The following is a 23,943-nucleotide window of genomic DNA, read 5'->3' on the forward strand; positions in this document are numbered from 1 at the left end:
AGGATGGGGCGCTTCGAGACCACAGACTAGAAAAGAACCTTATGAGCAATGCCGTGCCGGATACGCAGTCGCCTGATCTGGGCAGAGTCGTCTTCGTCGGTGCCGGCCCAGGCAACCCTGACTTGTTGACCGTGCGCGCCCGCGAGGTTCTGGAGGCATCCGCCATCGCTATCGCGGACGCAGGCGTGTCCCAGGGGGTGCGCGATGTCGTGGCGCGGCAGGTGCCGGTGCCGCAGGAGCTTCGCGACGCCGCCGAGGAAGAATACGAGCGTATCTGCGCCGCCGCCAAGGAGGCTGGTGCTCGTCGGAAGCCGCCGCGTCCTGCCCCGCCGACAGCAGCGGTATTTGAGGAACCGCAGGAAGACGTGGTTGCCCAGCTGCGCGAGGCGCTGCGCCGCGCCGAGGGTCGTGACGTTATCCGCTTGGTCACGGGCAACCCGCTTAACCGCGAGTCCATCAAGGCAGAGATTTCTGCTGTGGCGAACGCCGGCATGGAATTTCAGGTGGTGCCGGGCATGTCGCTGCCGTCGACGGTGCCGTCCTTTGCCGGCATCGCGCTGGGCGCGACGTACACCGAGGCCGATATTACGGAGGGCGCGGACTGGGACGGGCTGGCATCCGCCACGCAGCCGCTGGTCCTGCAGGCCACGGCGGAGGATCTGCCGGTTATCTCCCGGGAGCTGGTGGACCGTGGCATGCCCGCGGAGACCGAGGCGTACGTGACCGTCCACGGCACCACCCGCCTGCAGCGCACGCACGAGACCACCCTGGGCACCCTGGGCAAGCTCGACGCGGAGCTGCCCGGTGAGCTGGTGGTGACGCTGGGCCGCAGCTTCGATGACCGCTCCAAGTACTCGTGGTGGGAGAACCGCCCGCTGTACGGCTGGCGCGTGCTGGTCCCGCGCACGAAGGAGCAGGCCGCCGCCATGAGTGCCCGCCTGGCCGGGCACGGTGCCATCCCGCAGTCGGTGCCCACCATTTCCGTGGAGCCGCCGCGCAACCCGGCGCAGATGGACCGCGCCATCAAGGGCATTGTCGAAGGCCGCTACAAGTGGATCGTCTTCACCTCCGTCAACGCGGTGAGTGCGGTGTGGAAGAAGATTGCGGAGCTGGGGCTCGACGCCCGCGACTTCGCCGGCGTGCACCTGGCCGCGGTGGGGCAGAAGACTGCCGATGCTATTCGCGCTAAGGGCATGGTCCCAGAGGTTATGCCGAAGCCGACGAAGCAGAACGCCGAGGGCTTGGTGGACGTCTTCCCGAACTACGTGGAGGACATCGACGCCGTGAGCCGCGTCCTGCTGCCCCGCGCGGACATTGCGGGCGAAACCCTGGTTACTGGCCTGTTGGATCTGGGCTGGGAAGTCGACGACGTCGTGGCGTACCGCACCGTACGGGCGGCCCCGCCGGCGGCGGAAATTCGCGACATGATCAAGACCGGTGGCTTCGACGCGGTGACGTTCACGTCGCCGTCGACTGTCCGCAACCTCGTGGGCATCGCCGGCAAGCCGCACGCCCGCACCGTCATTGCGTGCATTGGGCCGTCGACCAAGGCTGCGGCTGAGGAGCTGGGCCTGCGCGTCGACGTGGTCCCGGAGGTTGCGGATGTGCCCGCGCTTGTCGACGCCTTGGCGGACCACGTCGCCGCCCTCCGCGCCTCCGGCAACCTGCCGGCCCCGCGCAAGAAGCGCCGTTCCCGTAAAAAGACGGCAGCTACTAAGGTCGACAAAGCATAGGATTTAGCTGACTATTTCGAGCTCGAAGGAGAGTTAACACTCATGAGCATTGTTCGTCGCCCCCGCCGCCTGCGCCAGACCCCGGCCTTCCGGGAGCTTGTCGCCGAAACCACGCTGCGCCCCAGTGACTTCATCCTGCCGATGTTCGTGGTGGACGGCCTGGACGAACCCCGCGAGATTCCGTCCATGCCGGGCGTCCACCAGCACACGATGGACTCGCTGAAGCGCGCGGCCCACGAGGCCCTCGAGGCGGGCGTGAAGTGCGTTGACCTCTTCGGCGTGCCGCTGGAGGAGGACAAGGATGAGACCGGCTCCGTCGCCTGGGATCCGCAGGGCATCCTCAACCGTGGCATTGAGGAGCTGCGCAAGGAGTTCGGCGATGACCTCATCGTCATGGCGGATACCTGCCTGGACGAGTTCACCTCGCACGGCCACTGCGGCATGCTGGATGATAAGGGCCGCGTGCTTAACGACGAAACGGTGAAGCTCTACCAGGACATGGCCCGCTCCCAGGCCCGCGCCGGCGCGCACATGGTCAGCCCCTCCGGCATGATGGACGGCCAGATTGCCGCCATCCGTGAGTCCCTCGATGAGGCCGGCCACGAGGACGTAGCCATCATGGCCTACTCCGCCAAGTACGCCTCGCCCTCCTTCGGCCCGTTCCGCGACGCCGTCGGCTCCTCCCTGGAGGGCGACCGCCGCACCTACCAGCAGGATCCGCGCAACTACCGCGAGTCCATGCTGGAGGTGGACCTCGACATTGAGGAGGGCGCGGACATCGTCATGGTGAAGCCGGGCCTGCCCTACCTGGACGTTCTGGCGGGTGTGGCGGAGCGCTCCTCCGTCCCGGTGGCCGTGTACCAGGTCTCCGGCGAGTACGCGATGATCAAGGCTGCTTCCCAGAACGGGTGGATTGACGGCGAGGCCGTTATGCTGGAGTCCTTGACCGCGTTCAAGCGCGCGGGCGCCGATCAGATCCTGACGTACTTCGCCACCGACGCCGCCCGCCTGCTGAAGTAAGGGCCCCTACCGGGGCCGAAGTGAAGGAGAGCCGTGACCCAGACACCGAACTCCGCGCTGCCCGCCAAGGCCGAGAAGGAGCCGAAGAAAGGCAAGCGCACTGAAGCCGTAGCGCTGATGATCAAGGTGTGGCTCTGCGCCCTGATCCTGGAGGCGGTGCACCTCATCCTCAGCGTCGTGCTGACGATGTTTAACCGCAGCGAACTCTTTGCCCAGGCGGAGGAGACCGCGGAGCAGGCGGCCCAGAGCACCGGCCAGGAGCTCTCGGACTCCTTCGTGCAGCTCGTGGCGTACGGGTCGGTGGCGTTTAGCTCCTTTATCTCCCTCGCCATCGTGGTGCTGCTGGGCATCATGCTGTGGCTGCTCAACACCAACTCCTCTGCGGCGGGCACCGGCCGGCGCCTGTGGTTCGCCTTCTCCCTGTACTTCGGCTTCCGCGTGCTGCTGGTGTTCTTCACCAGCCCGGCCGGCGCCCATGTGCCGGACTGGCTGTTCGTCCTCGATGCGGGCGTGCAGATCCTCGCCGGCGTGACCGCGGTGATGGGGCTCATCTTCTGCTCCAAGGAGGAGGTCCTGGAATACACCGGGGAGATGGAGCAGATGCGCCAGATGCGAAAGGAGCTGGAGGACCAGCGCCGCCAAGAGAACCAAGAGAAGCGCGATAAAGACCGCACCGACAAGAAGGACGACCGCTCGTGACCGATCGCCCAGGCCCCATCGACTACAACCGCCGCCCGCGCCGCACGCAGATGGACGGCGAGCAGGACACATCCACCTGGCCTGCGCAGCTGCGCATTGCCTACTGGGTCTTCGTCGTCGCGGCCGTCATCATGCTCACCGCCGGCATCGTGGGCATCGGTGCCTCCACCAAGGTTGTCACGGGAATCGCTCCGGAGGCGCGGGACTTCATCGCCTTCAACGTGCGCTTTGCGGCGGTGTCCAACATCGTGGGCGCGGTCGTCATCGCCGCCTGCGCGGCACAGCTGGCGGGCGGCTCGACGTGGGCGCGCCGCGCCATCGTGCTGGTCTCCGCCTACGCGATGTTTGTCAACGTCGCCGCACTCATCATCGGCGTGGGCGAGCTGTTGCTGTTGTTCATCCCCATGGTGCTCATGGTGGGTATTTACTTCCTGTTCCACCCGAACTCCAACGCCTTCATCAAGGCCCGCCGCCTCGAGCGCGCGTGATTGGCGCGGAATCCAACTTTTGATTCATAATGGACGGTATGTCACGACTGTCTGCCGCGCCGCTCGTTGAGGCCGCTTCCGGCCGTACCCCGTCCCGCCCGCCCGTCTGGTTCATGCGCCAGGCGGGCCGTTCCCTGCCGGAATACCGTAAGGTCCGCGAGGGGATCAGCATGTTGGACTCCTGCTTCATGCCGGAGCTCTTGGCGGAGATCACCTTGCAGCCGGTGCGCCGCCACGACGTGGACGCGGCCATCTTGTTCAGCGATATCGTCGTCCCGCTCAAGGCGGCGGGCGTGGGCGTGGAAATCGTCCCCGGCCGCGGTCCCGTCATGGATGCCCCGGTGCGAACTAAGGAGGACGTGGCGGACCTGCCGGTTCTCGACGTCGACGTGCCTGAGGTTCGCCAGGGCATCGAGATCATCCTGCAAGAACTCACCGATACCCAGGCGCTCATCGGTTTCGTCGGTGCGCCGTTTACCCTGGCCAGTTACCTCATCGAGGGTGGCCCGTCCAAGAACCACGAGCGCACCAAGGCGCTTATGCACTCCGAGCCGCAGACCTGGCACGCGCTCATGGAGCGGCTCACGCCCACCATCATCGCGTTCTTGGAGCTGCAGCTCGACGCCGGCATTGACGCCATGCAGCTCTTCGATTCTTGGGCGGGCTACCTCAATGAGCGCGACTACCGCGAGTTCGTGCTGCCGTATTCCACGCGCATCCTCGAGGTTGCCGCGGGCCGCGTGCCGCGCATCCACTTCGGCGTGGGCACTGGGGAACTGCTCGGCGCGATGTCGGAGGCCGGTTCCGAGGTCATGGGCGTGGACTACCGCGTGACCATGGACGCAGCTGCTGCCCGCGTCAACGCGGATGTCTTGCAGGGCAACCTGGACCCGGCCCTGCTCTTCGCCGGTGAGGACGCGGTGCGCCAGGCGGTGCGTACCATCAAGTCCGAGGTCGCTCGTGCGACAGAGCACGGCGACATAAAAGGGCACATCTGGAACCTCGGCCACGGGGTTCTGCCGACTACCGACGCCGACGCAGTCACCCGCGCCGTCGCCATCATCCACGAGGAGGCTAAATGAAGATCGCGATCATCGGTGCTGGACTAGCGGGATTGACCGCAGCATGGGAGCTGCGCTCCCACGAGGTGTACGTTTTTGAGGCGGCCGGCCGCATCGGCGGCAAGCTGCACACCGTGCCGTTTAACGGCGGGCCGACGGACATGGGCGCAGAGGCCTTCATCCGGCGCCGCCAGGATGCCGTGGACTTCTTCACCGAGCTTGGTCTGAGCGGCTCCTTCGTGGAGCCTAACACCGCGCTGCGCCCCCGCGTATATACCGGTGGCGAGCTGCACTTCCTGCCCCAGGGCGGGGTGATGGGCATCCCGTCCGCGCCGCAGGACTTTTTCTCCGCGGCCACCAACGAGCGCATCGCCAACGAGCAGCCTTTCGAGTGGGAGATTGGTGGGGATGTGTCCGTCGGCAAGCTTGTGCGTGCGCAGTACGGCGACGATGTCGTTGACCACGTGGTCTCCGCCCTGCTCGGTGGCGTGTACTCCTGCGCCGCCGACGACCTGGGGCTGCGCGCCACCGTGCCGCACCTGGCGGCTGCCTTGGACACGCTGGCGCAGGACGGCCCGGTCACGCTGTCTGCCGCGATTAAGCAGATCGAGTCCGGCCGCAGCCCCGCCGAGGGCTCGGTCTTCGGTGCTTTCAAGGGCGGCTACGCCGAGCTCTACGAGGCGCTGGCGGAGCAGTCCGGCGCGCAGATCCACCTCGATACGTTCGTCTCCGGCGTGACCCGCAAGGGCGAGGCCTTCGAGGTCAAGGGCGCCCCGGGGGACCTGGGTCCCTTCGACCGCGTCCTCTTCGCCACCCCGGCGCCGACCACCGCGCGCCTCATCAAGGCCGTCGCCCCCGAGGCCGCCGCGCAGCTCGCCACTATTCAGCTGGCCTCTTCTGTGGTCGTGGGCTTCAACTTTGCCTCCGCCACGGACCCGGAGGGCAACGCGCTTCCCGACGCCACCGGAATCCTCATCGCCGCCGACGAACCCGACCTGCACGCCAAGGCCTTCACGCTGTCCTCCAACAAGTGGCCGCACCTGGGCGAGCGCGAAGGCTTCCTCGTGCGTGCGTCCTTCGGGCGCTTTGGCGACGATTCCCTCGTCCGCGCGGAAGAAGATGACCTCGTGGACTACGCCCTCGATGACCTGCAGAAGATTACCGGCTTCGATGGTCGTGCCGCCGGCGTGGAGGAGATTTACACGCAGCGCTGGTTCGGCGGAATCCCGCGCTATGACGAGAAGCACCTGGCCACGGTGGCCGCTGCGCAGGACGCGCTTGGTGAGGTCCCCGGAATCGCCGCCACCGGCGCCTGGGCGGGCGGGGTTGGCGTGCCCGCCATTATCGCGGACGCCCGCGCTGCGGCGCAGGGGCTCGTCAGCTAGTAGTGGGATCTGCTAGAAGGCATCTTTTGCCTCCAGCTTGTCAATCGAGTCAAGCAGGCGCTGGGCATTGCGAGGGGAACGCAGTAAGTATTCCGTTTCGCGGAGAGAGTTATGGTCATCCAAAACAACGGTCGTTGTGAGGTTCACCCGCTCGCACACGTGCTCGTCGTGGCTGACCAGGATGAAGGCGCCGCGGTAGCTTGTGAGCACCTGGACTAACCAGTCGGTGGTGGGGATGTCGAGGTTGTTGGTTGGTTCGTCGAGAAGCAGGAAGCGCGGGGCCGGATCGCTGAGCAGGACGCGGGCGACTTCGACGCGGAAGCGCTCGCCACCGGAAAGCTGGCCTACGGGCTGGTGGATCTTGTCATTGATAAAGAGCATCTGCGCCAGCTGGTCGCGCAGGAACTGCGGGTCGGCGTTGGGGTTGGCCTCTCGGACGATGTCGAGCACCGATTTCTCCGCAGGCAAGACGATGCGCTGGCGGATGTATCCGCAGGGCAGTGCGTACTCGACGTCGCCGCGGGCGACGCGGTTGAGGAAGGTGGTCTTGCCGCTGCCGTTGGGCCCGGCGAGGCGAACGCGCTCGGGTCCGGTGATACTCAGCAGATCGCTGACGAGGACGCGGGTGCCCGCGGGAAGCTCGGTGCCGGGCAGGTCGATGTGGACATGGGTGTCGTCGCGAAGCGCGCGCTGCGCCTTGTCGTGTGCGGACTGAGCGGCAGCGACTGCGTCGTTGGCCTGTTGGGAACGCCCAGCAGCGGAGCGCTCGGAACGGTTCTTGTCCAAGCCCATGGCCATGCCGGGTTTGCGTTTGGAGGCGGCGAAGTTCTTGCCACGGCGGGCATCGCGGGCGATGCGGGTCTGCATGGCGGCGCGCTCGCGAATCTGTTTGCGGTGCTCGGCCTTGGTCTCCCTGACCTTGGCCTGCGCGGCATCCTGCTCGGCGTCGATCGCTGCGCGGTAGGCCGAGTAGTTCCCGTCAAACTCGCGGAGCGTTCCGTGGTAGAGCTCCGCGATGCTGTCGGCGTGCTCGAGGAGCTCGCGGTCGTGAGAGACGACGAGAACCGGCATCGGCGCGGTGCGAATGAGCTCGAGCAGGCGCGTCCGCGATGCGGAGTCCAGGTTGTTGGTGGGCTCGTCGAGGATGAGGAAGTCCGGCCTGTCGAAGAAGGCAGCGGTCAGCGCCACGGTCACCGCCTCACCACCAGACAAAGTCCCTATAGTGCGTTCCAGCGGGAAGGGGATACTCGCGGCGTCGAGAGCCGCTTCGATGCGCTCTGCTAAATCCCACTGCTCACCAACAGTGGTGGCGAGCTCTTCCGAGTATTCGCCAGCCTCAATGCGGGCAATGGCGTTGAGGACTTCGGTCGCGCCAAAGACATCGGCGATGGTGCTAGACGTATGGAGGCCTAAATCCTGGTCGACATAGAGGACTGAACCTGCGGATACCGTTCCCGAACTCGGGGCAATAAGGCCTGCAAGGACCTTGGCTAGCGTTGATTTTCCGGAGCCATTCGCTCCGACCAAGCCCGTGAAGTGGGAGGAAAACGTACCGGTGACGTCCGTGAAACAAGGGGTGCCGTCGGGCCAGGTGACGGTGAGATGAGAAAAAGAAACAGGCATGAAGAAATCCACCTTCGAGTAAGTCGCGTAAAAAGTGTGACGTCGAATTAGGAAAAAATCTTCATACCCGAAAGGCTAGCACCGGCTAATACCCCAGTGCAAGGGCCGCCACACCAAGACCGAGGGCGCCGCGGGCAATGTAGTGCAGCACCTCGGGGGAGAAGGAGACGCCGAAGCCGCCGCTGTCCAGCATGGACATGCTGTCTACCTGTGCCGGGCGGGAACGCTTGAACGACGCCCAGCTAAGACCGGCGATGATGAGCACCACTGCGATGGCGGAGAGCTTCCACACCAAGAGGAGGACACCGGCACCAAGGAGTGCCGTGCCCACTGAAGCGATAAGGGGAAGGCCCCAGTCGGGCCATGCATCGTCGCTGATGCGGCTGAAGGAGGCGGCGCGCCCAACCGCCGCACCGACGATGCTCCACGCAGACATGAATCCGACGATAGCCAGCGCCCCGAGCTGTGGGGCGAACCCCAACGACAAGCCGAGGGCCGCGAGGGCACCGACGCCGATGTACCACCGTCGTCCCAGACGACGGAAGAAGAGACCCGTCAACGTGGAGGGCGCATGGGCGCGACGAGGAATCCAGGCGGATTGGCTCGCAATGGCATCAGAGGTGACCTCCGAATCGAGAAGGCCAAGGCCAAATCCACCGACCAGGCGCGTGCGCCCAGCGCTGAGAAGCGAAGCCAGCGTGAACGAGCGCCACCCCACGACGAAACGCAGGGCCGGGACTGCCAGCGCGAACCACGGGGATAGCCCGGTGGACACGCAGATGCCGAGGCCCAAGATCCCGAACCCCATTAGCTGCGCCCACGTCATCCAGTCGGTACCGCGCAGCCGGCCGCGCGGGCGATCAACGTACACCCAACGCTCCCGGGATAGCGCGCGCAGAGGATAGAGAACCTCGGTGAGCACCATAAGCGCGAGCAGTCCCACGATGCCGGCAATCGGGGCGACGCTAGTCAGCGTGATGCGCGCCGGGATGGCAGGCAGGACTGCGCCGACTTCTTGCCAGACTGTATAACCGAAGCCGAAGACGACGCCGGCGAGGATGAGGTACCAAATGCCATCACCTAGCCGCGATAGCACGCGCATCACAGCTGCACCACCTCGTCGCAGGCCTGGGTGATGGTGTCGGAATGCGTGGCCACAACGATGCAGCGATTCTCCTCGTCGGCTAGGTAGCGCAATTCGCTGGCGAGGAACTCGGTCCAGGCGGCGTCGAGGTGGCGCTCGGGTTCGTCGATAAGCACTGCACGTGCCGGCTGGTATAGCTGCGCCGCCAAGAACACGCGCTGGCGCTGGCCCGAGGACAGGCGCGAGGCTGGGTGCGGAAGGAGAGGATCGAGTGCCCAGAGTTCGCAGAGCTTGGCGACGTCCACCCCTGCCGCCTTTCCTATCAAGTCCAGGTGCTCGCCCACGGTGAGGTCGGGGAGGAAAACCGGCTCGGCCACCGTAATCACAGCACCCGGCTGCTCCTTCGTGCCGACGGGATGGTCATCGCACTGCACTGAACCATCGAGGGGTGCAAGCTCTCCGCCCAGCGTGGCGAGCAGCGTGGACTTGCCTGCACCATTAGGGCCGGCAAGGCCATAGATGCGGCCTGGAGCGAAGTCCTTCTCAAGGTGTCCTAGGGGTGCAGTGTGCCCATAGTCGGCGTCGATGGAAAGCATTGTTGGGCGGTGATCTCCTTGTATTGGGCGGCTAGATAATAGTTGAAACTTATTGATGAAGTTTAGCAAAATGCTCGCCCTGAACGTTCTCCTCGAGCTGGGAAGAACCCTAGGGATTGAGGTCTTGTGCTGCTAAAATGGGGCGAAGTGTAGTTAGAAACTCGGGAGGGTAGCAATGTCCAAGCCGATTCAAGTTGAAAGTAGTAGTGCCCGTGATCCTTTGGCGCTGAGTGATGCAGCGCTGCGTCTGGCAGGCCACGACGTGACGGATGAGTACGTTCGGCAATTAGGCCGCGAGGTGGCCGCAGGGACATTATCTGCCGACGAAGCAGTCGCTCGTGTACGGCGTGCTTCGTTGAAGTAGAGCGCGGGAAAGAAACATGAGCGGGGGCTGGGAGAGCTATTTCATTCCTGGGACTAAGGTTCTGAAGAATCGCTTGGGGTTAGATGATGCAGAAGAACTACGGATCTTGGAAGAAAGGCTTGTATTTCTTCGGATAACCGAGTTGGACTCGGAACCTGTGAAAGGTGATTTCGACTATGCGCACTTCAAAGCCATACATCGACATCTCTTTCAGGATGTGTACGAGTGGGCAGGGGAAGAGCGCACTGCGCCAATGGGGCAGTTCATGATTAAGGCAGGGCATGCCTATTACCCGGCGGGTCCGGAAATGACGAAGGCAGCGGAGAAGCTGTTCGGGGGGTTGGCGAAGGATAACTTTCTGCGTGGCCTGGGGATTGATGAGTTTGTGGCCAAGCTGGCGGAACTGTGGGGCGAGCTCAATGTGGTGCACAGCTTTAGAGAAGGAAATACTCGCACGCAAACGGTGTTCTTTGACGAGCTGGTCAAGGCGGCGGGATACGAACTTGACGTGGAGCGGTTAGCGAGTGATAGCCGCGTGCGAGCGGAGTTTATTGACGCGCGCTTTCACAGCCAAGACACTGGGGATAACGCGCAGCTGGAGGAAGTGCTGCGCGGACTCGTCGGAAAGCGCGGTGCGTAGCGGCGGGGCCTAGCCCTTGTTGCGGAAGACGAAGATGGAGGAGAAGTCCTGGTCGCCGTGGCCCATGGCCTGCTGCTCCTCAAAGCGCTGGATGGCGGCGGTGACCGCGGGCAGCGGCTTGTTGGAGGTCATCTCCATGAGCTTGGCGTCCTTGCACAGGGCGTCGACGGTGAAGTCGCCCGGAGTGGTGTTGCGCTCACCGGTGATGAACGGGCCCTTCATGTTCTTCATGAAGGCCAGGCCGGTGATGTCGAGCATCTCGAGGATGACCTCGGAGTCGAGGCCCTCAGACTCACCAAGCTGCAGTGCTTCGAGCAGGCCCTCCGCGGTGACGGCCAGGGCCAGGTTGGCCAGGAGCTTGCCAAGTGCTGCGGTGGGAGCGGACTCCACGCCGATGAGCTTGTTCTCATCGGCCCAGGGCTCCGCAATGGTCATAGCGAGCTCGCGGCGGTCGTCGTCAGGCGTGCCCACGTACACGCCGAGCGTGCCCTCGCGCGCCGGGCCAAGTGAGCCGACGACGGGTGCGTGAACATAGGAATCCACCGCGGCGGCGAACTCGCGGGCCGCGTCAGGGGAGACGGTGGTGGTATCGATCCAGGTCACGCCCGCGGGTACGAGGTTGGTGTCAATGATCATCTCGCGGATATCGTCCGGGCCAAAGAGCGAGGTAATGATGACCTCTGCACCCTCCACGGCGGCAGTGGGGGACTCGGCGCGGGTAGCTCCGGCGTCAATCAGCGGCTGCGCGCGCTCAGCGGTGCGGTTCCAGACGGTGAGCTCATGGTGATCGAGGAGGTGTCGGGCGAGCTCGGTACCCATTCGGCCAGTTCCCAGGAATGCAATCTTCATGTTGCCCAGTGTGCCATTAGTGGGGTCCTACTCGTAGCGCAGCGCCTCAATCGGGTCCAGCTTCGCGGCCTTGCCGGCAGGGTAGTAGCCGAAGAAGAGGCCGATGGACAGTGAGAAGAGCATCGACATGATGACTGCCCACAGTGGTGGGAAGACGAGCGCGCCGATGGCTGCTGCGCCCGCCATGCCGGCGGCGGTGCCGATAGCAATACCGATGAGGCCACCAATGAGGCAGACCACGACGGCTTCGGTGATGAACTGCATGCGGATATCGCGGCGGCGCGCGCCTAGGGCCTTGCGGATGCCGATCTCGCGGGTGCGCTCCGTGACGGTGATGAGCATAATGTTCATCACTCCGATGCCGCCGACGAGCAGGGAAATGCCGCCGATCGCCGCGAGCACCAGGCTCATCGTGGTGAAGATCTGGTTGAGGGAGGCCAGATCCTCGCTGAAGTCAGACACTTCCACCTTGTAGTCCGGGTTGGTGGCGTAGTAGCTGTCGAAGGCGCGCTGGAGGTTGCTGGCCACCGCGGCCTTGTCGGTATCAGCCCCGCCGCGAACGGAGACCTGGCTAAAGCCCTCGCCGGCGCCGGTGGAGGTGGTGAGCTCGGCCTCAAGGGGGTAGGGCACGAGGGCGGTCTGCGCGGATCCGCCGCCCACCAGCGGGCCGGTCTCCGGTTCCTCGTAGACGCCGATGACTCCCAGGTTGAGCGAGGTGCCGTCGTCGAGCTGGAAGTCGACATACTGGCCCACCGCGGCGTCGGGGCTGCCGAAGAGCTCCGTGGCGGTCTCCACGCTGAGCATGGTGGAGGGGCGGGCGGAGTCGATGTCGTCGGCGTTGAGGGAGCGACCCGCCTGGATGGAGTACTGCGAGGCGGAGACGTAGTCCGGATTCGTGGGGCGCAGCAGCAAGTTGGTGGACTTTTCCTGGGCCGTGGCGGAGTCGTTCTCCGCGGTCATCTCGCCGGGGTAGGAGTTGTACTCGCCGATGATGATGCCCTCGATCTGGGAGCCCATGGCGGCCTTGACGGCGTCGAGCATATCGGGGGTGAGCAGGGAATCGGAGTCCTCGATGGTGCCGCCGCCCATGAATGGATCTTCGGCCTTGTCTTCCTCGCCCTCCTCCGGGCGCTCCTTGACTTGGACGGAGAAGTTGTTGGCTCCGACCTTATCCAGGTCCTTTTGTACGGAGGCCTGCAGCGAGCTGCCCAGCGTGACGATGGCGATGACGGCAGCGATGCCGATGATGACACCTAAGAGAGTCAGCGCCGAGCGCATCTTGTTGGTGCGCAGGCTGGACAGCGCCATCTTGGTGGATTCGGCGAAATTCATGAAAGCACTCCGTCCGCCATCGTGACCGTGCGGGAGCACTCCTCGGCCAACTCCGGGTTGTGGGTGATGAACAAGATGGTCTTGCCGTGGGTGCGATGCAGCTCGTGGAAGAGATCCATGACCATGCGCCCGGTCTGGGAATCCAGTGCGCCGGTGGGCTCGTCCGCCAGCAGGATGTCCGGTTCGTTGGCTAGGGCGCGGGCGACGGCGACGCGCTGCTTCTGGCCGCCGGAGAGCTCGTTGGGCAGGTGATTCATGCGGTCGGTCATGCCGACCATCTCCAACAGCTGCTGGGCGCGCTGCGTGCGCTCATGGGCGGAAACGCCCGCGTAGACCATGGGCATCTCAACGTTCTTCAGCGCGGAGATGCGGCCGATCAGGTTGAAGTTTTGGAAGATGAAGCCGATTTTTTGGCCGCGGAAGCTGGCCAGTTTGTCGTCGCCAAGCGCGAGCGCATCCACCCCCGCCAGGTGGTACGCGCCGGCGGTGGGGCGGTCGAGGAGGCCGATGATGTTCATGAGCGTGGACTTGCCGGAGCCGGACTGGCCCACGACGGCCACGAACTCGCCCTCGTCCACGGTGAAATCGAGGCCGGGGAGGACGGTCAGCTCGCTGTCGAGGCCCTCGTTGAAGCGCTTGACAATTCCCCGCATGTCGATGAGATGGCTCATGCGTCCGCAACCTCGACGGCCTCACCGATGCGGTCCTTGAACATGTCCGCCTGGGCGATGACTGTCTCGCCCTCCTTCACGCCCGAGGCGATGGCCGCGGACAGGGTGGATTCGGTGGCCACGGTGACCTTGCGCGCGCGGATCTCGCCGTCCTCGACGACGAGGACGGAGGTCTGGCCATTGTCGTCGTACAGCGCGGACAGGGGGATGGTGATGGCGTCGGTGTCCTTCTCCGTGATGATCTTTGCCTTGGTGGTGGAGCCTAGGCGCAGGCCGTCGCGGTTGCCCTCGACGCGGATGTGTACGGGGAACTCGGGCTTGGCGGAGCTGCCGGAGCCCCCTTTGTTCGCGCCGGGCTCGGCGGGCGCGTCCTGCTGGGCGGTGGGGGAGATGAAGGTGACCTTGCCCTTGTATTCCTTGCCGGGGCTGGACGGGGAGGTGAACGTGACCTCGTCGCCCACCGTGACCTGTGCGATGTCTCCTTCCTTTACCGTGGACTTCACCAGCAGCGTCGAGTCATCCGCCACGGTGAGGATGGGGCCCTCGGCGGGCATGCCGGCTTGGCCGTTGACGGCGGTGATCACGCCGCCGAGCGGGGAGCGCAGGTCCGCCTGGGAGAGCTGATACTCCAGTGCGCCGTTTTCCTTGGCGCCGTTCGCGCTTGCCGACGCCGCACTTTCCATCGCATGGTTCACCGCCTGCGACTGGGCGTTGATCTGCTGCTCCACCGCCAGGTTGCTGGCCTGGAGGGCGCGCTCTGCCTCGGCGACGGCCTGGTAGGAGGCGGCCGTGGCGCGTTGCTGATCGCCAAGCTCGCGGTCAATGCTGCGCAGGACGCGGTCGTAGGAGTCCTCCGTTTCTTTCAGTTGGCGGTGGGCATCCTGCACGGAGGAATCAGCGTCCACGTAGTCCAAGAAGGCGCTGGCGGTCTGGATGCCGGAGGGGTCTTCGGTGGCGGTGCCCACGGAGGCCAGCGCGGACTGGAAGGAGGCGGTCTCCGCTTTGCGCACGGCGTCCCGGGCCTGCTCGACGGCGGCCTGGGACTCGGCGACCTCGGGGCGGTCCCCCTTGGTGGCCACGGCCTGATCCAGCTGGCGCTGGGCCTCGTCGTACTCGCCGCGCGCGGAGTTTACCGCGGATTGGGCGCTGTTGATGTCGGGGTTGAGGCCTTGGTCCAGGGAGTCCTGGAGCTGGCGCAGCTGCAGCTGGGCGTCCTCGATCTGGTGGACGGACTCAAGCTTGCCAGCCTCCTGGGAGGTGCGCTGGGCGTCGAGCTCGCGCTCCGTTTCGGTGGTGTCGATGTGCCCGAGCAACTGCTGGGCCTCGACGCGATCTCCCACCTTGGCGTCGAGGGACTGGATGGGCCCGGTGAGCGTGGTGGTCAGGGACAGCTCGCGGTCAGCGGCGACGTTGCCGGTGGCGGGCACGGAGCTGATGAGATCTTCTTTGGCGGCCTTCGCTACGTCGGTGGCGGCGAGCTGGGTGGCGGAGGAGCCTACACTGGTCAGTGCGTAGAATCCTCCGCCACCGGCGAGGAGGAGCGCGGCGATGGAGCCGGCGGTGATGCCCACAGCTTTCTTGTTCATAGTTCCCTTAACTCGTTCTCAACGTCAATCAGCGTGAATGAAAATCCGGTTCAGTTTAACTCCCGGGGGAGCGGGCTGTCAGTCGAGTCAGGGGGAATATCGGAGGTAGATCAGGGTCTACCCCTAAAGAGGTGGCTCGGGGTTTAGAAGGGCTAGAAGGGCACGTCGATGTAGATGTCCTCCGCCCGCGGGAGCGGGGGAAGGGTGGGGATTCTGGTCGATCCCATCCTGGACCTCTTGGGGGATGTGGATGGTGGGAGGCGCGGGTAGGGCGGGCAAGCCCGGCCGGGGATTCTGTGGCTGCGGTTGCTTCGGGGCCTTCGGTGGGTTCTGGGGCGCTGGCTTGGGCGCAGGTGCCTGCACGGTCACGGTCTGCACCTGCGGCGCGGGCGCGGTGTTCTGCGGGGGCTGCTCTGGTTGCTGCTCTGCTTCTGTCTCTGGTTTCCTTTCTGGTTCTGGCTCCGGTGAGTCCGGCGCGCTGGGTGCCGTGGTGCCCAAACGCGTGACGGGCTGCGGCAGGGACTCCGGCTGCCAGTCGTTGAGGGCAGACACGGTGGACAGCGTGGTGGTGGCGGGCGCGCTGGGCTGTGGGCTGGTGTCTTCGTCAGTGCTGCAGCCGGTGAGGACGAGGCTGGCGGTGACACCGGTGGTGGCAATAGATAGGAACACGACAGAATGCCGCATGAGAATCCCCCTTGAAAAGTAATTGCGTAGCTGCCGACGCCCCCGCGTCGGTGCATGTGCTGCGAGCATAGCAAGGCCAGGGTGGAGGCGCTGGGTAAGAGCGTGAAGGGGAGTCAAACTTTTGTATAGGGCTAAAACCGATACACTGTGGCTATGCCTAACTCTAGCCAGCAGAATACGACCCAGTCCGCCCAGTGGTTCGAGCGCGCCACCAAGGTCACCCCGGGCGGAGTGAACTCCCCGGTCCGCGCCTTCGGCTCCGTGGGCGGCCAAGCCCGCGTGATCGCCCGCGGCGAGGGCTCGCGCCTGTGGGATGTGGACGGCAACGAGTACGTTGACCTGGTCAGCTCCTACGGCCCCATGATTCACGGCAATGCCCACCCGGCCATCGTGGAGGCGGTTCAGAAGGCGGCTGCCGACGGCCTCTCCTTCGGCGCCCCGACCGAGGCCGAGACCCTCCTGGCGGAGCGCATCGTGGAGCGCACCGCCGCCGAGCAGGTGCGCCTGGTCAACTCCGGCACCGAGGCCACGATGTCCGCGGTGCGCCTGGCCCGTGGCTACACCGGCCGCGCCAAGGTGCTCAAGTTTGAGGGCTGCTACCACGGCCACGTGGACGCGCTGTTGGCCTCGGCTGGCTCCGGCGTGGCCACCTTCGCGCTGCCGGACTCCCCGGGCGTGACCGGTGCCTCCGCCGCGGACACCATCGTGGTGCCCTACAACGACCTCGATGCGGTGCGCGAGGCCTTCGCCGCGCACCCGGGCGAGATTGCCTGCATCATCGCCGAGGCCGCCGCCGGCAACATGGGCACCGTGGCCCCGCAGGAGGGCTTCAACGCGGCGCTTAAGGAGATCGCGCATGCTGACGGCGCCTTGCTCATCCTCGATGAGGTCATGACGGGCTTCCGCACCTCCCACCAGGGTTGGTTCGGCGTCGACGGCGTGGCCGGTGACCTGGTGACCTTCGGCAAGGTTGTCTCCGGCGGACTGCCCGCCGCGGCGTTCGGCGGCCGCGCCGACGTCATGGCCTCCCTCGCCCCTGCCGGCCCCGTCTACCAGGCGGGCACGCTCTCCGGAAACCCGGTGGCCATGGCCTCCGGCCTGGCGTCCCTGGAACTGGCGAACGAAGAGCTTTACCCGCGCCTGCAGGCCAACGCCGACCGCCTGACCGGCCTGATCACGGCGGCACTTGATGCCGCCGGCGTGGTGCACCACATCCAGCGCGCTGAGTCGATGTTCTCCATCCGCTTCGCGGAGGGCCAAGGTCACAACTTTGCGGACATGCAGGCGGCCGAAACCTGGCGTTTCGCCCCCTTCTTCCACGCGCTGCTGGAGGGCGGGGTCTACGTGCCGCCGTCAGCTTTCGAGACGTGGTTTGTGTCCGATGCACTTACGGACAATGATTTTGAGGTAATCGAGGCCGCGCTCAAGCCTGCCGCTCAGGCCGCCGCCAGCGCGCAGCGCCCGCAGTAAACCAACCATTTTGAGGGGATACCACCAGGCTTATGTCCACCACCATCGTCCACTTCGTCCGCCACGGCGAGGTCTTTAACCCGGACAAGATCCTCTACGGACGCATCCCGGGCTACCACCTGTCCTCCCGCGGACACTCTATGGCCGTGCGCACCGCGCAGGCCTTTGCAGGCCACGACGTCACCTACCTGGCGGCCTCGCCGCTGCAGCGCGCCCAGGAGACGGCGCTGCCGATTTCGCGGGTGACGGGGCTGGAAGTGGACGTCGATAAGGGCGTTATCGAGTCCGGTAACCGCTTCGAGGGCCTGCGCACCAAGGGCTGGAACTCGCAGCTGTGGAACCCGCAGCGCTGGCCTCTTATGGTCAACCCGCTGCAGCCCTCCTGGGGCGAGCCCTTCACCGAGATTGCCGCGCGCATGATGGATGCCGCCGAGCGCGCCCGCACCAAGGCCGAGGGCCACGAGGCCATCGTGGTCTCCCACCAGCTGCCCATCGTCATGGTGCAGCGCACCGTGCTGGGCAAGCGCTTGGCGCACGCGCCGTGGGACCGCGAATGTGATCTGGCCTCGGTGACCTCGCTGGTCTACCGCGACCGCGACATCGTGGACATCTTCTATTCCTCCCCGGCGCAGGACATCTAATGGGCCGCCTGACAAACAGCGCTGCGGCGCTTGTCCTCGTGCCGGCCCTCGCGGTGGCCGGCTGCTCCCAGAGCGAGGAGAACGCCCAGAACGCGGTGTCCTCCGGAGATACGTTCCAGTTCATCTCTCCCGGCGGGCAGACCACCATCCGCTACGACGAGGCCGACCGCAAACCGCTCAAGGATTTCTCCGGCGAGGATCTGCGGGACGAGTCGGCAACGATCCACCTCTCGGACTATAAGGACCAGATCGTCGTCCTCAATTCCTGGGGACAGTGGTGTGCGCCGTGCCGTTCGGAATCGGACGACCTGCAGGCCATCCACGCGGAACTGCAGAAACGCAAGATCGGCACCGTGCTGGGCATTAACGTCCAGGACTTCAACCCGGAGATTTCCCGGGACTTCCTCACCGATAACGGCCTGGAGTACCCGTCCATCTACGACCCGCCGTTTAAGACGGCCGCAGCGCTCGGCGGCGTGCCCACCTCCGTGGTGCCCACCACCATCGTGCTGGACAAGCAGCACCGCCCGGCCGCGGTCTTCCTCACGGAGATCACGGAGCAGGACGTCCTGGACGTCGTGGACGAGCTGGAGAAGGAGCAGTGAGCCTGGCTGCGTCCCTGTCAGGGGCCATGGTCACGGGCGCCAGTGTGGGACAGAGCTTTGCCGACGCCGCCGCGGCGGGCCCGCTGCTGCTAGGAATCCTCGCCGCGGCCGCCGCCGGGCTGGTATCTTTCGCCTCACCCTGCGTGGTGCCGCTGGTGCCCGGCTACATCTCCTACCTGGCCTCCGTGGTCGGCGGCGAGGTCACCTACGACGAGGAGCTCGGGGTCGGCGTGGGCAAGCGCCGGCAGTGGGCTGTCGTCGGTGCCGCAGCCCTTTTCGTGCTGGGCTTTACCGTCATCTTCGTGCTGGCCACAGTCTCGGTCTTCGGCGCCATCTCGGCGCTGCGGCTCAACGCGGACACCCTCATGCGCGCGGGCGGTGTCATCACCATCCTCATGGGCGTGGTGTTCATGGGTGTTATTCCTGTGCTGCAGAAGGACACGCGCATGGCGCCGAAGCGCTGGACCACCTGGTTGGGCGCCCCGCTGCTCGGCGGTGTGTTCGCCCTGGGCTGGACGCCCTGCCTGGGGCCGACGCTAGCCGCCATCTTGTCCGTCTCCGCCGGCACTGCGGGCATGACCGCGGTGCGCGGCACGCTGCTCATCGTCGGCTACTGCCTGGGACTGGGCCTGCCCTTCCTGCTCGTGGCGCTGGGTTCTGCCAAGGCTATGCGCACCGTGTCGTGGATGCGCGCGCACTCCCGCGCCATTCAGATGGCGGGCGGAATCGCCATGATCCTCGTAGGCCTTGCCCTGCTCACCGGCGCCTGGGGCGAGTTCATCACCATCGTCCGGCAGTGGACCTTCTCTCACGGCGCGACGCTGATTTAGTAAGGAGTGACATTTTCGTGAGGTACATCCGCAAGGCCTGGCACTGGCTGACCAGCATGCGCACGGCCCTAGCGCTGCTGTTCTTGCTGGCCATCGCGGCCATTCCCGGCTCCCTGCTGCCGCAGCGCTCGCTCAACGAGTCCAACGTTAACGACTTCATTGAGACCAATGGCAAGGTGGCAGAAATCTACGATAAGCTGCAGCTTTTCGACGTTTTCTCCTCCATCTGGTTCCAGGCCATCTACGTCCTCCTCATGGTTTCCCTGGTGGGCTGCATCATCCCGCGCTCCTGGGATCACTACAAGGCGTGGAAGACCCCGCCCACCCGCGCGCCGAAGTACTTGTCCAAGATGCCGCTCAACGCCACTGGGCATTCGGAGAAGTCCCCGGAGGACATCGCGGCCGCGACACAGAGCATGCTCAAGAAGTGGCGAGTCTCGGAGGTCTCGCCCGCCGAGGATCGCGCCGGTGCGCAGTCCTTCTCCGCCGAGCGCGGCTACACCCGCGAGCTGTGCAACCTCATTTTCCACGTGGCACTCGTGGCCATCCTGCTTACCATGGCGGCTGGCCGCCTGGTCACCTACGAGGGGCAGGTCATCGTGGTCACGGAGAAGAACTCCCAGGGTCAGTCCCAGGAGCAGGCGCAGTCCACGGAGTTCTGCAATACTTCGACCTCGAATTATAACTCCTTCCGCGCCGGCCCGCTCTTTGACGGCACCGGCCTGCACCCCTTCTGCGTCAAGGCCCATGACTTCGCCGCGGAGTACCTGCCCAACGGCCAGGCGGAGATGTTTAGCTCCAACGTTTCCTACGCCGAGGGTGATGACATCTATAAGGATGACTCCGAGTGGAAGGACTACAAGCTCCAGGTCAACCACCCGCTGCGCCTGGAGAATAACCGCGTCTACCTGCAGGGCCACGGCTATGCGCCGACGATGACGGTGGAGTGGCCGAACGGTGAAAAGCGCACGCAGACCATCCAGTTCCAGCCCAACGACACCACCTTCTTCCTGTCCTCGGGTCTCATGCGCTTCGACCCGCCGGCGGGCATGTACCCTGACCTGTTTGAGCGCCGCCAGAACCAGCTGGCCATCCAGGGCCTTTTCGCGCCGACGGCCGAGTGGTCCGGCGAGAACGGCAAGCTGCTGCAGTCTTCCTACCCGGCGATGCTGGATCCGGCCGTGGCCATCGACATCTACCGCGGCGACGCCGGCCTGGACACCGGCACCCCGCAGTCTCTGTTTAGCCTGGATACCTCCCTGGTCCACTCCGGTCAGCTGCAGAAGATCGACCGCGTGAACCTCAACCAGGGAGAGTCGGTGACGCTAGACGACGGCACGAAGGTCACCTTCGACGGCGCCTCCGAGTTCGCCAACTACCAGGTTTCCTACGATCCCTTCCAGAAGTGGGTGCTGGTCTCTGCCCTCGCCATGCTGGTCTCCCTCGTGGGCTCGCTGGTGATTAAGCGCCGCCGCGTGTGGGTGCGCATCCGCCCGGCTGCCGGCGGCGGCACCGATATCGAGATGGGCGGCCTGGCCCGCACCGACCGCGCCGGCTGGTCCGAGGAGTTCTACGCGCTCCACCGCCAGCTCTTGGAGCTGCCGGACCCGGACGAGGTGGAGGAAGACACCCTGTACGCCGAGGATTAACGGCGCCGGCGTCGGCGCCGGATTTATCAGTCAAAAGTTGGAGAGGCTACACATGGGGAGTACCCTAAGGGCCACCGCAAATCCTCTCCATTCCTGCCAGATTGTGAAAGTAGAAACTTATGCAGATTGATCAGAATCTGTCCAACTTCTCGGACATCGCCGTCCAGACCGCGTTCGTCATCTACGCGCTCGCGCTGGTGCTGTCCCTGATTTACTACGGCCGCATGCAAGGCCTCATCGAGGCCCTGCGTTCCCGCTCCGACGCAGTGGCGCAGCAGCGTGAGTACGCCGCCGTGGGCGCGCGTGGTGGCGACGCCGTGCTGGGCGACGTCCCCCCGGCTACCACCGCCGCCGAGGACGCCGATGTGGCGAAGAAAGAGCAGAACGTCGACAAGCTCGGCGGCATGATGCAGATGCTCATGTGGCTGGGCATCGCCCTGCACCTCGCGGCCATCGTGCTGCGCGGTCTGGCCACCGGCCGCTTCCCGTTTGGCAACCTGTACGAGTACGTGCTCATGGTGACCGCGGGCGTGATGGTGGTGGCGACCCTTGCCATGCAGCGCAAGGAGTGGCGCACCCTGTGGCCGTGGCTGCTTACCCCGATCCTGGCGCTGATGTTCTACGGATCCACCAAGCTGTACGCGGAGTCCGCCCCCGTGGTGCCGGCGCTGCAGTCCCACTGGCTGCCCATCCACGTCACCGTGGTGTCGCTGGGTGCCTCCATCGGCATCGTCTCCGGCATCGCCTCGCTGCTGAGCATCCTGCGCGTGCACCAGCCGAAGGGCGTGGAGACCGGCTTCTTCGGAGCGCTGGCGCGCCCGCTGCCTTCCGCCAAGAAGCTGGATCAGCTGGCCTACCGCCTCGGCGTGGTCACGCTGCCGACCCTGGGCCTGGGCATCGTGCTCGGCGCCATCTGGGCGGAGTCCGCGTGGGGCCGCTTCTGGGGCTGGGACCCGAAGGAGACAGTGTCCTTTGCCACCTGGATCCTGTATGCCGCTTACCTGCACGCGCGTGCGACGCCGTCCTTCCGCAAGGCGGCGCCGTGGATCAACGTCATGGCGATGGCGCTGATGGTCTTCAACCTGATCTTTATCAATATGGTCGTCTCCGGCCTGCATTCCTATGCGGGGCTGAACTAGATGGCGGAGCATACGAGCCCGCGCCATAAGCAGGGAAAGCCGGCCGGCGATAATGCGGTGATTTTGGGCCTAGGCGCCCAATTTGCCGAGCGGCGCCGCGAGTTGGGCATTTGCAGCAGCAGCTTGCCGACGCCGCCGGGGTCTCCCGCTCCACCCTCCACACCATCGAACACGGTGGTGCGGGCGTGCGGTGGGAAAAGATCACGGCCGTGGCCGAGGCCTTAGGCCTAGAGATGCGGTTCGTGCCGAAGGAAGCCTAGTCCTTCTCGCCGTCGGCGTCGCGTTTGCGGCGCTGGCGGCGTTTTCTTCTTCTGCCTCCTGGGCGCGGCGCTGTTTGAAGCGTTCCTTTTCTAGGTTCCACAGGAATTCCTCGTCATCATCGGGGCCTTTGATAGCGCGGGGTTGTTCCACCTCGCGCTTTTTCCATGTCGAGGGCCCGAAGGCCTTCCAGACGAGGTAGGCGGCGAGGACAAAGAGTAGGAGGAGGATGATTCGGCCCATGCGTGCGATTCTACCTGCACCGCGTACAATCAACCCCCATGACGCATAACCCTGAGCCACCCAAGCCGGACCCAGAACTGCGCCGCCGTTCGCGCGCGGCGCTGTGGAAGTACGGGCTCGCCCGCGTGATGCTATTTATCGCATTGACCGTGGTGATTGAGCTGTTGGCCATCACCATCGGCTTTCCCATCCCGGTGCTCATCGCGGCGCTGCTGGCGCTCTTTGTGGCGCTGCCGCTATCGATGCTGATCTTTAAAAAGTGGCGCATCGAGGCCACCCAGACGCTGGCCGAGTACTCCGCCCAGCGTAAGGCCCACAAGCGCTGGGTCCAGGCGGAGCTGGAAGGCCGCGCCGCGCAGGACTAGACGAGGATGAGCGCGGCGGCCTCGATAACGGCCCACAGGAGCATCGCGCGGCCGGTCAGGCCGAGCACGGGGATAAGCTCTGGGCCCTGGGCGCCGCGGTTGACGGTGCGGATGGCGCGCAGCGCAAGGGGGAAGTAGACCAGGCCGGCGAGCGCGAGCCAGCTGCCGAAGGCGATGCCGATGGTCAGCAGGAATGGCAGCAGGAGCAGCACCGTAAAGAGCAGTCGCGCCTTCTGGTTGCCAAGCCGCACGGCGAGGGTAATCTTGCCGGTCTCGGCGTCGGAGGGAATATCGCGGATATTATTGACTAAGTTCACCCCGGAGCTCATCGCGCCGATGCCCACGGCCAGCGCGAGGCCCGACCACGACAGGCGGCCGGCCTGGGTGAATTCGGTGCCGAGCACAGCGACGAGCCCGAAGAAGATAAAGACGGCGACCTCGCCGAGCCCGCGATAGCCATACGGGTTCTTGCCACCGGTATAAAACCACGCGCCGGCGATGCATAGCGCGCCGACGAGGATGAGCCAACAGGCGTGCGCCGCAAAAGACAGCGCGATGCCGGCGAGTCCGGCCACGGCGAAGGCGGCGAAGGCCGCGAGTTTCACCTGCTGCGGGCGGGCCAGGCCGCCGCCGGTGAGGCGCTGCGGACCGGTGCGGTCGTCGTCGGTGCCGCGGATGCCATCCGAGTAATCGTTGGCGTAATTGACACCGATGATGAGCGCCCACGCCACCACGAGGGCGAGAAGCGCGCGGCCGAAGTGCGCGCCGTCGGCAGCCGCTGCGGCACCAGTACCAGCGATGACTGGGGCGAAGGCATTAGCCCACGTGTGCGGGCGTGCGCCTTGGAGCCAGTCTTTGGCAGTTGCGGGATAGGCAGAAAGTGACATGTCAGTTATTGTGCCACGCCACCGCGGGCATGCTGTGCACA

Annotated in this window: 24 protein-coding genes and 1 pseudogene; 15 read left to right on the forward strand and 10 right to left on the reverse strand. The window is 65.3% G+C overall.

Annotation, left to right across the window (positions count from 1 at the left end; all coding sequences use genetic code 11):
* Window positions 1-41 precede the first annotated feature (41 nt).
* The 6 genes from ACKFR8_RS10490 to ACKFR8_RS10515 are packed head-to-tail and all read left to right on the forward strand — an operon-like array spanning window position 42 to window position 6,386.
* Complete coding sequence (locus ACKFR8_RS10490) at window positions 42-1,733, forward strand: bifunctional uroporphyrinogen-III C-methyltransferase/uroporphyrinogen-III synthase (RefSeq protein WP_408930015.1); 1,692 nt, start codon at window positions 42-44, stop codon at window positions 1,731-1,733.
* Between the two features lie 42 nt (window positions 1,734-1,775).
* Complete coding sequence (gene hemB / locus ACKFR8_RS10495; protein WP_408930016.1) at window positions 1,776-2,753, forward strand: porphobilinogen synthase; 978 nt, start codon at window positions 1,776-1,778, stop codon at window positions 2,751-2,753.
* A 33-nt stretch (window positions 2,754-2,786) separates the two neighbouring features.
* Window positions 2,787-3,452 carry a hypothetical protein gene (locus ACKFR8_RS10500; RefSeq protein ID WP_296134579.1) on the forward strand — a complete coding sequence of 222 codons (666 nt, stop codon included), beginning with the start codon at window positions 2,787-2,789 and terminating at the stop codon, window positions 3,450-3,452.
* Complete coding sequence (locus ACKFR8_RS10505) at window positions 3,449-3,940, forward strand: tellurium resistance protein TerC (protein WP_296134582.1); 492 nt, start codon at window positions 3,449-3,451, stop codon at window positions 3,938-3,940. Before ACKFR8_RS10500 ends, ACKFR8_RS10505 begins: the two co-directional genes overlap by 4 nt.
* A 38-nt stretch (window positions 3,941-3,978) precedes the next feature.
* The gene (hemE, locus tag ACKFR8_RS10510) at window positions 3,979-5,022 is read left to right on the forward strand and encodes a uroporphyrinogen decarboxylase (RefSeq protein WP_408930017.1); all 1,044 of its coding nucleotides are present in this window, start codon (window positions 3,979-3,981) and stop codon (window positions 5,020-5,022) included.
* A complete protein-coding gene (locus tag ACKFR8_RS10515) occupies window positions 5,019-6,386 on the forward strand; it encodes a protoporphyrinogen oxidase (RefSeq protein ID WP_408930018.1) in 1,368 nt (455 codons plus the stop codon). Before hemE ends, ACKFR8_RS10515 begins: the two co-directional genes overlap by 4 nt.
* Window positions 6,387-6,398: 12 nt before the next feature.
* Here the strand turns inward: ACKFR8_RS10515 and ACKFR8_RS10520 are convergent, their stop codons facing one another.
* From ACKFR8_RS10520 to ACKFR8_RS10530, 3 genes are all read right to left on the reverse strand, one after another.
* Window positions 6,399-8,009 carry an ATP-binding cassette domain-containing protein gene (locus ACKFR8_RS10520; protein ID WP_408930019.1) on the reverse strand — a complete coding sequence of 537 codons (1,611 nt, stop codon included), beginning with the start codon at window positions 8,007-8,009 and terminating at the stop codon, window positions 6,399-6,401.
* A gap of 85 nt (window positions 8,010-8,094) precedes the next feature.
* Window positions 8,095-9,111: an ABC transporter permease gene (locus tag ACKFR8_RS10525; protein WP_408931014.1), complete on the reverse strand. Its 1,017-nt coding sequence runs from the start codon at window positions 9,109-9,111 to the stop codon at window positions 8,095-8,097.
* Window positions 9,111-9,689: an ABC transporter ATP-binding protein gene (locus tag ACKFR8_RS10530; RefSeq protein WP_408930020.1), complete on the reverse strand. Its 579-nt coding sequence runs from the start codon at window positions 9,687-9,689 to the stop codon at window positions 9,111-9,113. The genes ACKFR8_RS10525 and ACKFR8_RS10530 overlap by 1 nt, the downstream gene beginning before the upstream one ends.
* Before the next feature lie 437 nt (window positions 9,690-10,126).
* Here ACKFR8_RS10530 and ACKFR8_RS10535 point away from each other — a divergent pair, with 437 nt between their 5' ends.
* Window positions 10,127-10,693: a Fic/DOC family protein gene (locus ACKFR8_RS10535; RefSeq protein ID WP_408930021.1), complete on the forward strand. Its 567-nt coding sequence runs from the start codon at window positions 10,127-10,129 to the stop codon at window positions 10,691-10,693.
* Window positions 10,694-10,702: 9 nt separating this feature from the next.
* Here the strand turns inward: ACKFR8_RS10535 and ACKFR8_RS10540 are convergent, their stop codons facing one another.
* The 5 genes from ACKFR8_RS10540 to ACKFR8_RS10560 form a co-directional block, all read right to left on the reverse strand.
* Entirely contained in the window at window positions 10,703-11,542 is an 840-nt protein-coding gene (locus tag ACKFR8_RS10540) for an NAD(P)-dependent oxidoreductase (RefSeq protein ID WP_408930022.1), read from the reverse strand.
* Window positions 11,543-11,569: 27 nt separating this feature from the next.
* The gene (locus tag ACKFR8_RS10545) at window positions 11,570-12,874 is read right to left on the reverse strand and encodes an ABC transporter permease (protein WP_408930023.1); all 1,305 of its coding nucleotides are present in this window, start codon (window positions 12,872-12,874) and stop codon (window positions 11,570-11,572) included.
* Window positions 12,871-13,545, reverse strand: a complete 675-nt coding sequence (locus ACKFR8_RS10550) for an ABC transporter ATP-binding protein (protein ID WP_408930024.1) — start codon at window positions 13,543-13,545, stop codon at window positions 12,871-12,873. The genes ACKFR8_RS10545 and ACKFR8_RS10550 overlap by 4 nt, the downstream gene beginning before the upstream one ends.
* Entirely contained in the window at window positions 13,542-15,131 is a 1,590-nt protein-coding gene (locus tag ACKFR8_RS10555) for an efflux RND transporter periplasmic adaptor subunit (RefSeq protein WP_408930025.1), read from the reverse strand. Before ACKFR8_RS10555 ends, ACKFR8_RS10550 begins: the two co-directional genes overlap by 4 nt.
* A gap of 123 nt (window positions 15,132-15,254) precedes the next feature.
* Entirely contained in the window at window positions 15,255-15,815 is a 561-nt protein-coding gene (locus ACKFR8_RS10560) for a hypothetical protein (RefSeq protein WP_408930026.1), read from the reverse strand.
* 153 nt (window positions 15,816-15,968) lie between these two features.
* Between ACKFR8_RS10560 and hemL the strand changes: the two genes are divergently transcribed.
* The 7 genes and pseudogenes from hemL to ACKFR8_RS10595 all read left to right on the forward strand — a co-directional run bounded on the left by hemL (window position 15,969) and on the right by ACKFR8_RS10595 (window position 22,409).
* Window positions 15,969-17,285: a glutamate-1-semialdehyde 2,1-aminomutase gene (hemL, locus tag ACKFR8_RS10565; protein WP_408930027.1), complete on the forward strand. Its 1,317-nt coding sequence runs from the start codon at window positions 15,969-15,971 to the stop codon at window positions 17,283-17,285.
* A 32-nt stretch (window positions 17,286-17,317) separates the two neighbouring features.
* Window positions 17,318-17,926: a histidine phosphatase family protein gene (locus tag ACKFR8_RS10570; RefSeq protein ID WP_408930028.1), complete on the forward strand. Its 609-nt coding sequence runs from the start codon at window positions 17,318-17,320 to the stop codon at window positions 17,924-17,926.
* Window positions 17,926-18,531, forward strand: coding sequence for a TlpA disulfide reductase family protein (locus ACKFR8_RS10575; RefSeq protein ID WP_408930029.1), 606 nt, complete (start codon window positions 17,926-17,928; stop codon window positions 18,529-18,531). The genes ACKFR8_RS10570 and ACKFR8_RS10575 overlap by 1 nt, the downstream gene beginning before the upstream one ends.
* Window positions 18,532-18,557: 26 nt before the next feature.
* Window positions 18,558-19,361, forward strand: coding sequence for a cytochrome c biogenesis CcdA family protein (locus ACKFR8_RS10580; RefSeq protein ID WP_408931015.1), 804 nt, complete (start codon window positions 18,558-18,560; stop codon window positions 19,359-19,361).
* A 17-nt stretch (window positions 19,362-19,378) separates the two neighbouring features.
* Complete coding sequence (locus tag ACKFR8_RS10585; protein WP_408930030.1) at window positions 19,379-21,010, forward strand: cytochrome c biogenesis protein ResB; 1,632 nt, start codon at window positions 19,379-19,381, stop codon at window positions 21,008-21,010.
* Window positions 21,011-21,129: 119 nt separating this feature from the next.
* The gene (gene ccsB, locus ACKFR8_RS10590; protein ID WP_408930031.1) at window positions 21,130-22,149 is read left to right on the forward strand and encodes a c-type cytochrome biogenesis protein CcsB; all 1,020 of its coding nucleotides are present in this window, start codon (window positions 21,130-21,132) and stop codon (window positions 22,147-22,149) included.
* Window positions 22,150-22,409: pseudogene (locus tag ACKFR8_RS10595) on the forward strand (helix-turn-helix domain-containing protein).
* Here ACKFR8_RS10595 and ACKFR8_RS10600 read toward each other — a convergent pair.
* Window positions 22,351-22,650, reverse strand: coding sequence for a hypothetical protein (locus tag ACKFR8_RS10600; RefSeq protein WP_408930032.1), 300 nt, complete (start codon window positions 22,648-22,650; stop codon window positions 22,351-22,353). The pseudogene ACKFR8_RS10595 and the gene ACKFR8_RS10600 overlap by 59 nt on opposite strands.
* A 38-nt stretch (window positions 22,651-22,688) precedes the next feature.
* Here ACKFR8_RS10600 and ACKFR8_RS10605 point away from each other — a divergent pair, with 38 nt between their 5' ends.
* Window positions 22,689-23,015, forward strand: a complete 327-nt coding sequence (locus tag ACKFR8_RS10605) for a DUF4229 domain-containing protein (protein ID WP_250413299.1) — start codon at window positions 22,689-22,691, stop codon at window positions 23,013-23,015.
* Here ACKFR8_RS10605 and ACKFR8_RS10610 read toward each other — a convergent pair.
* A complete protein-coding gene (locus ACKFR8_RS10610; protein ID WP_250413300.1) occupies window positions 23,012-23,902 on the reverse strand; it encodes a 1,4-dihydroxy-2-naphthoate polyprenyltransferase in 891 nt (296 codons plus the stop codon). The genes ACKFR8_RS10605 and ACKFR8_RS10610 overlap by 4 nt on opposite strands.
* Window positions 23,903-23,943: the final 41 nt, after the last annotated feature.

The sequence above is a fragment of the Corynebacterium axilliensis genome, assembly GCF_046097495.1.
GTDB lineage: Bacteria > Actinomycetota > Actinomycetes > Mycobacteriales > Mycobacteriaceae > Corynebacterium.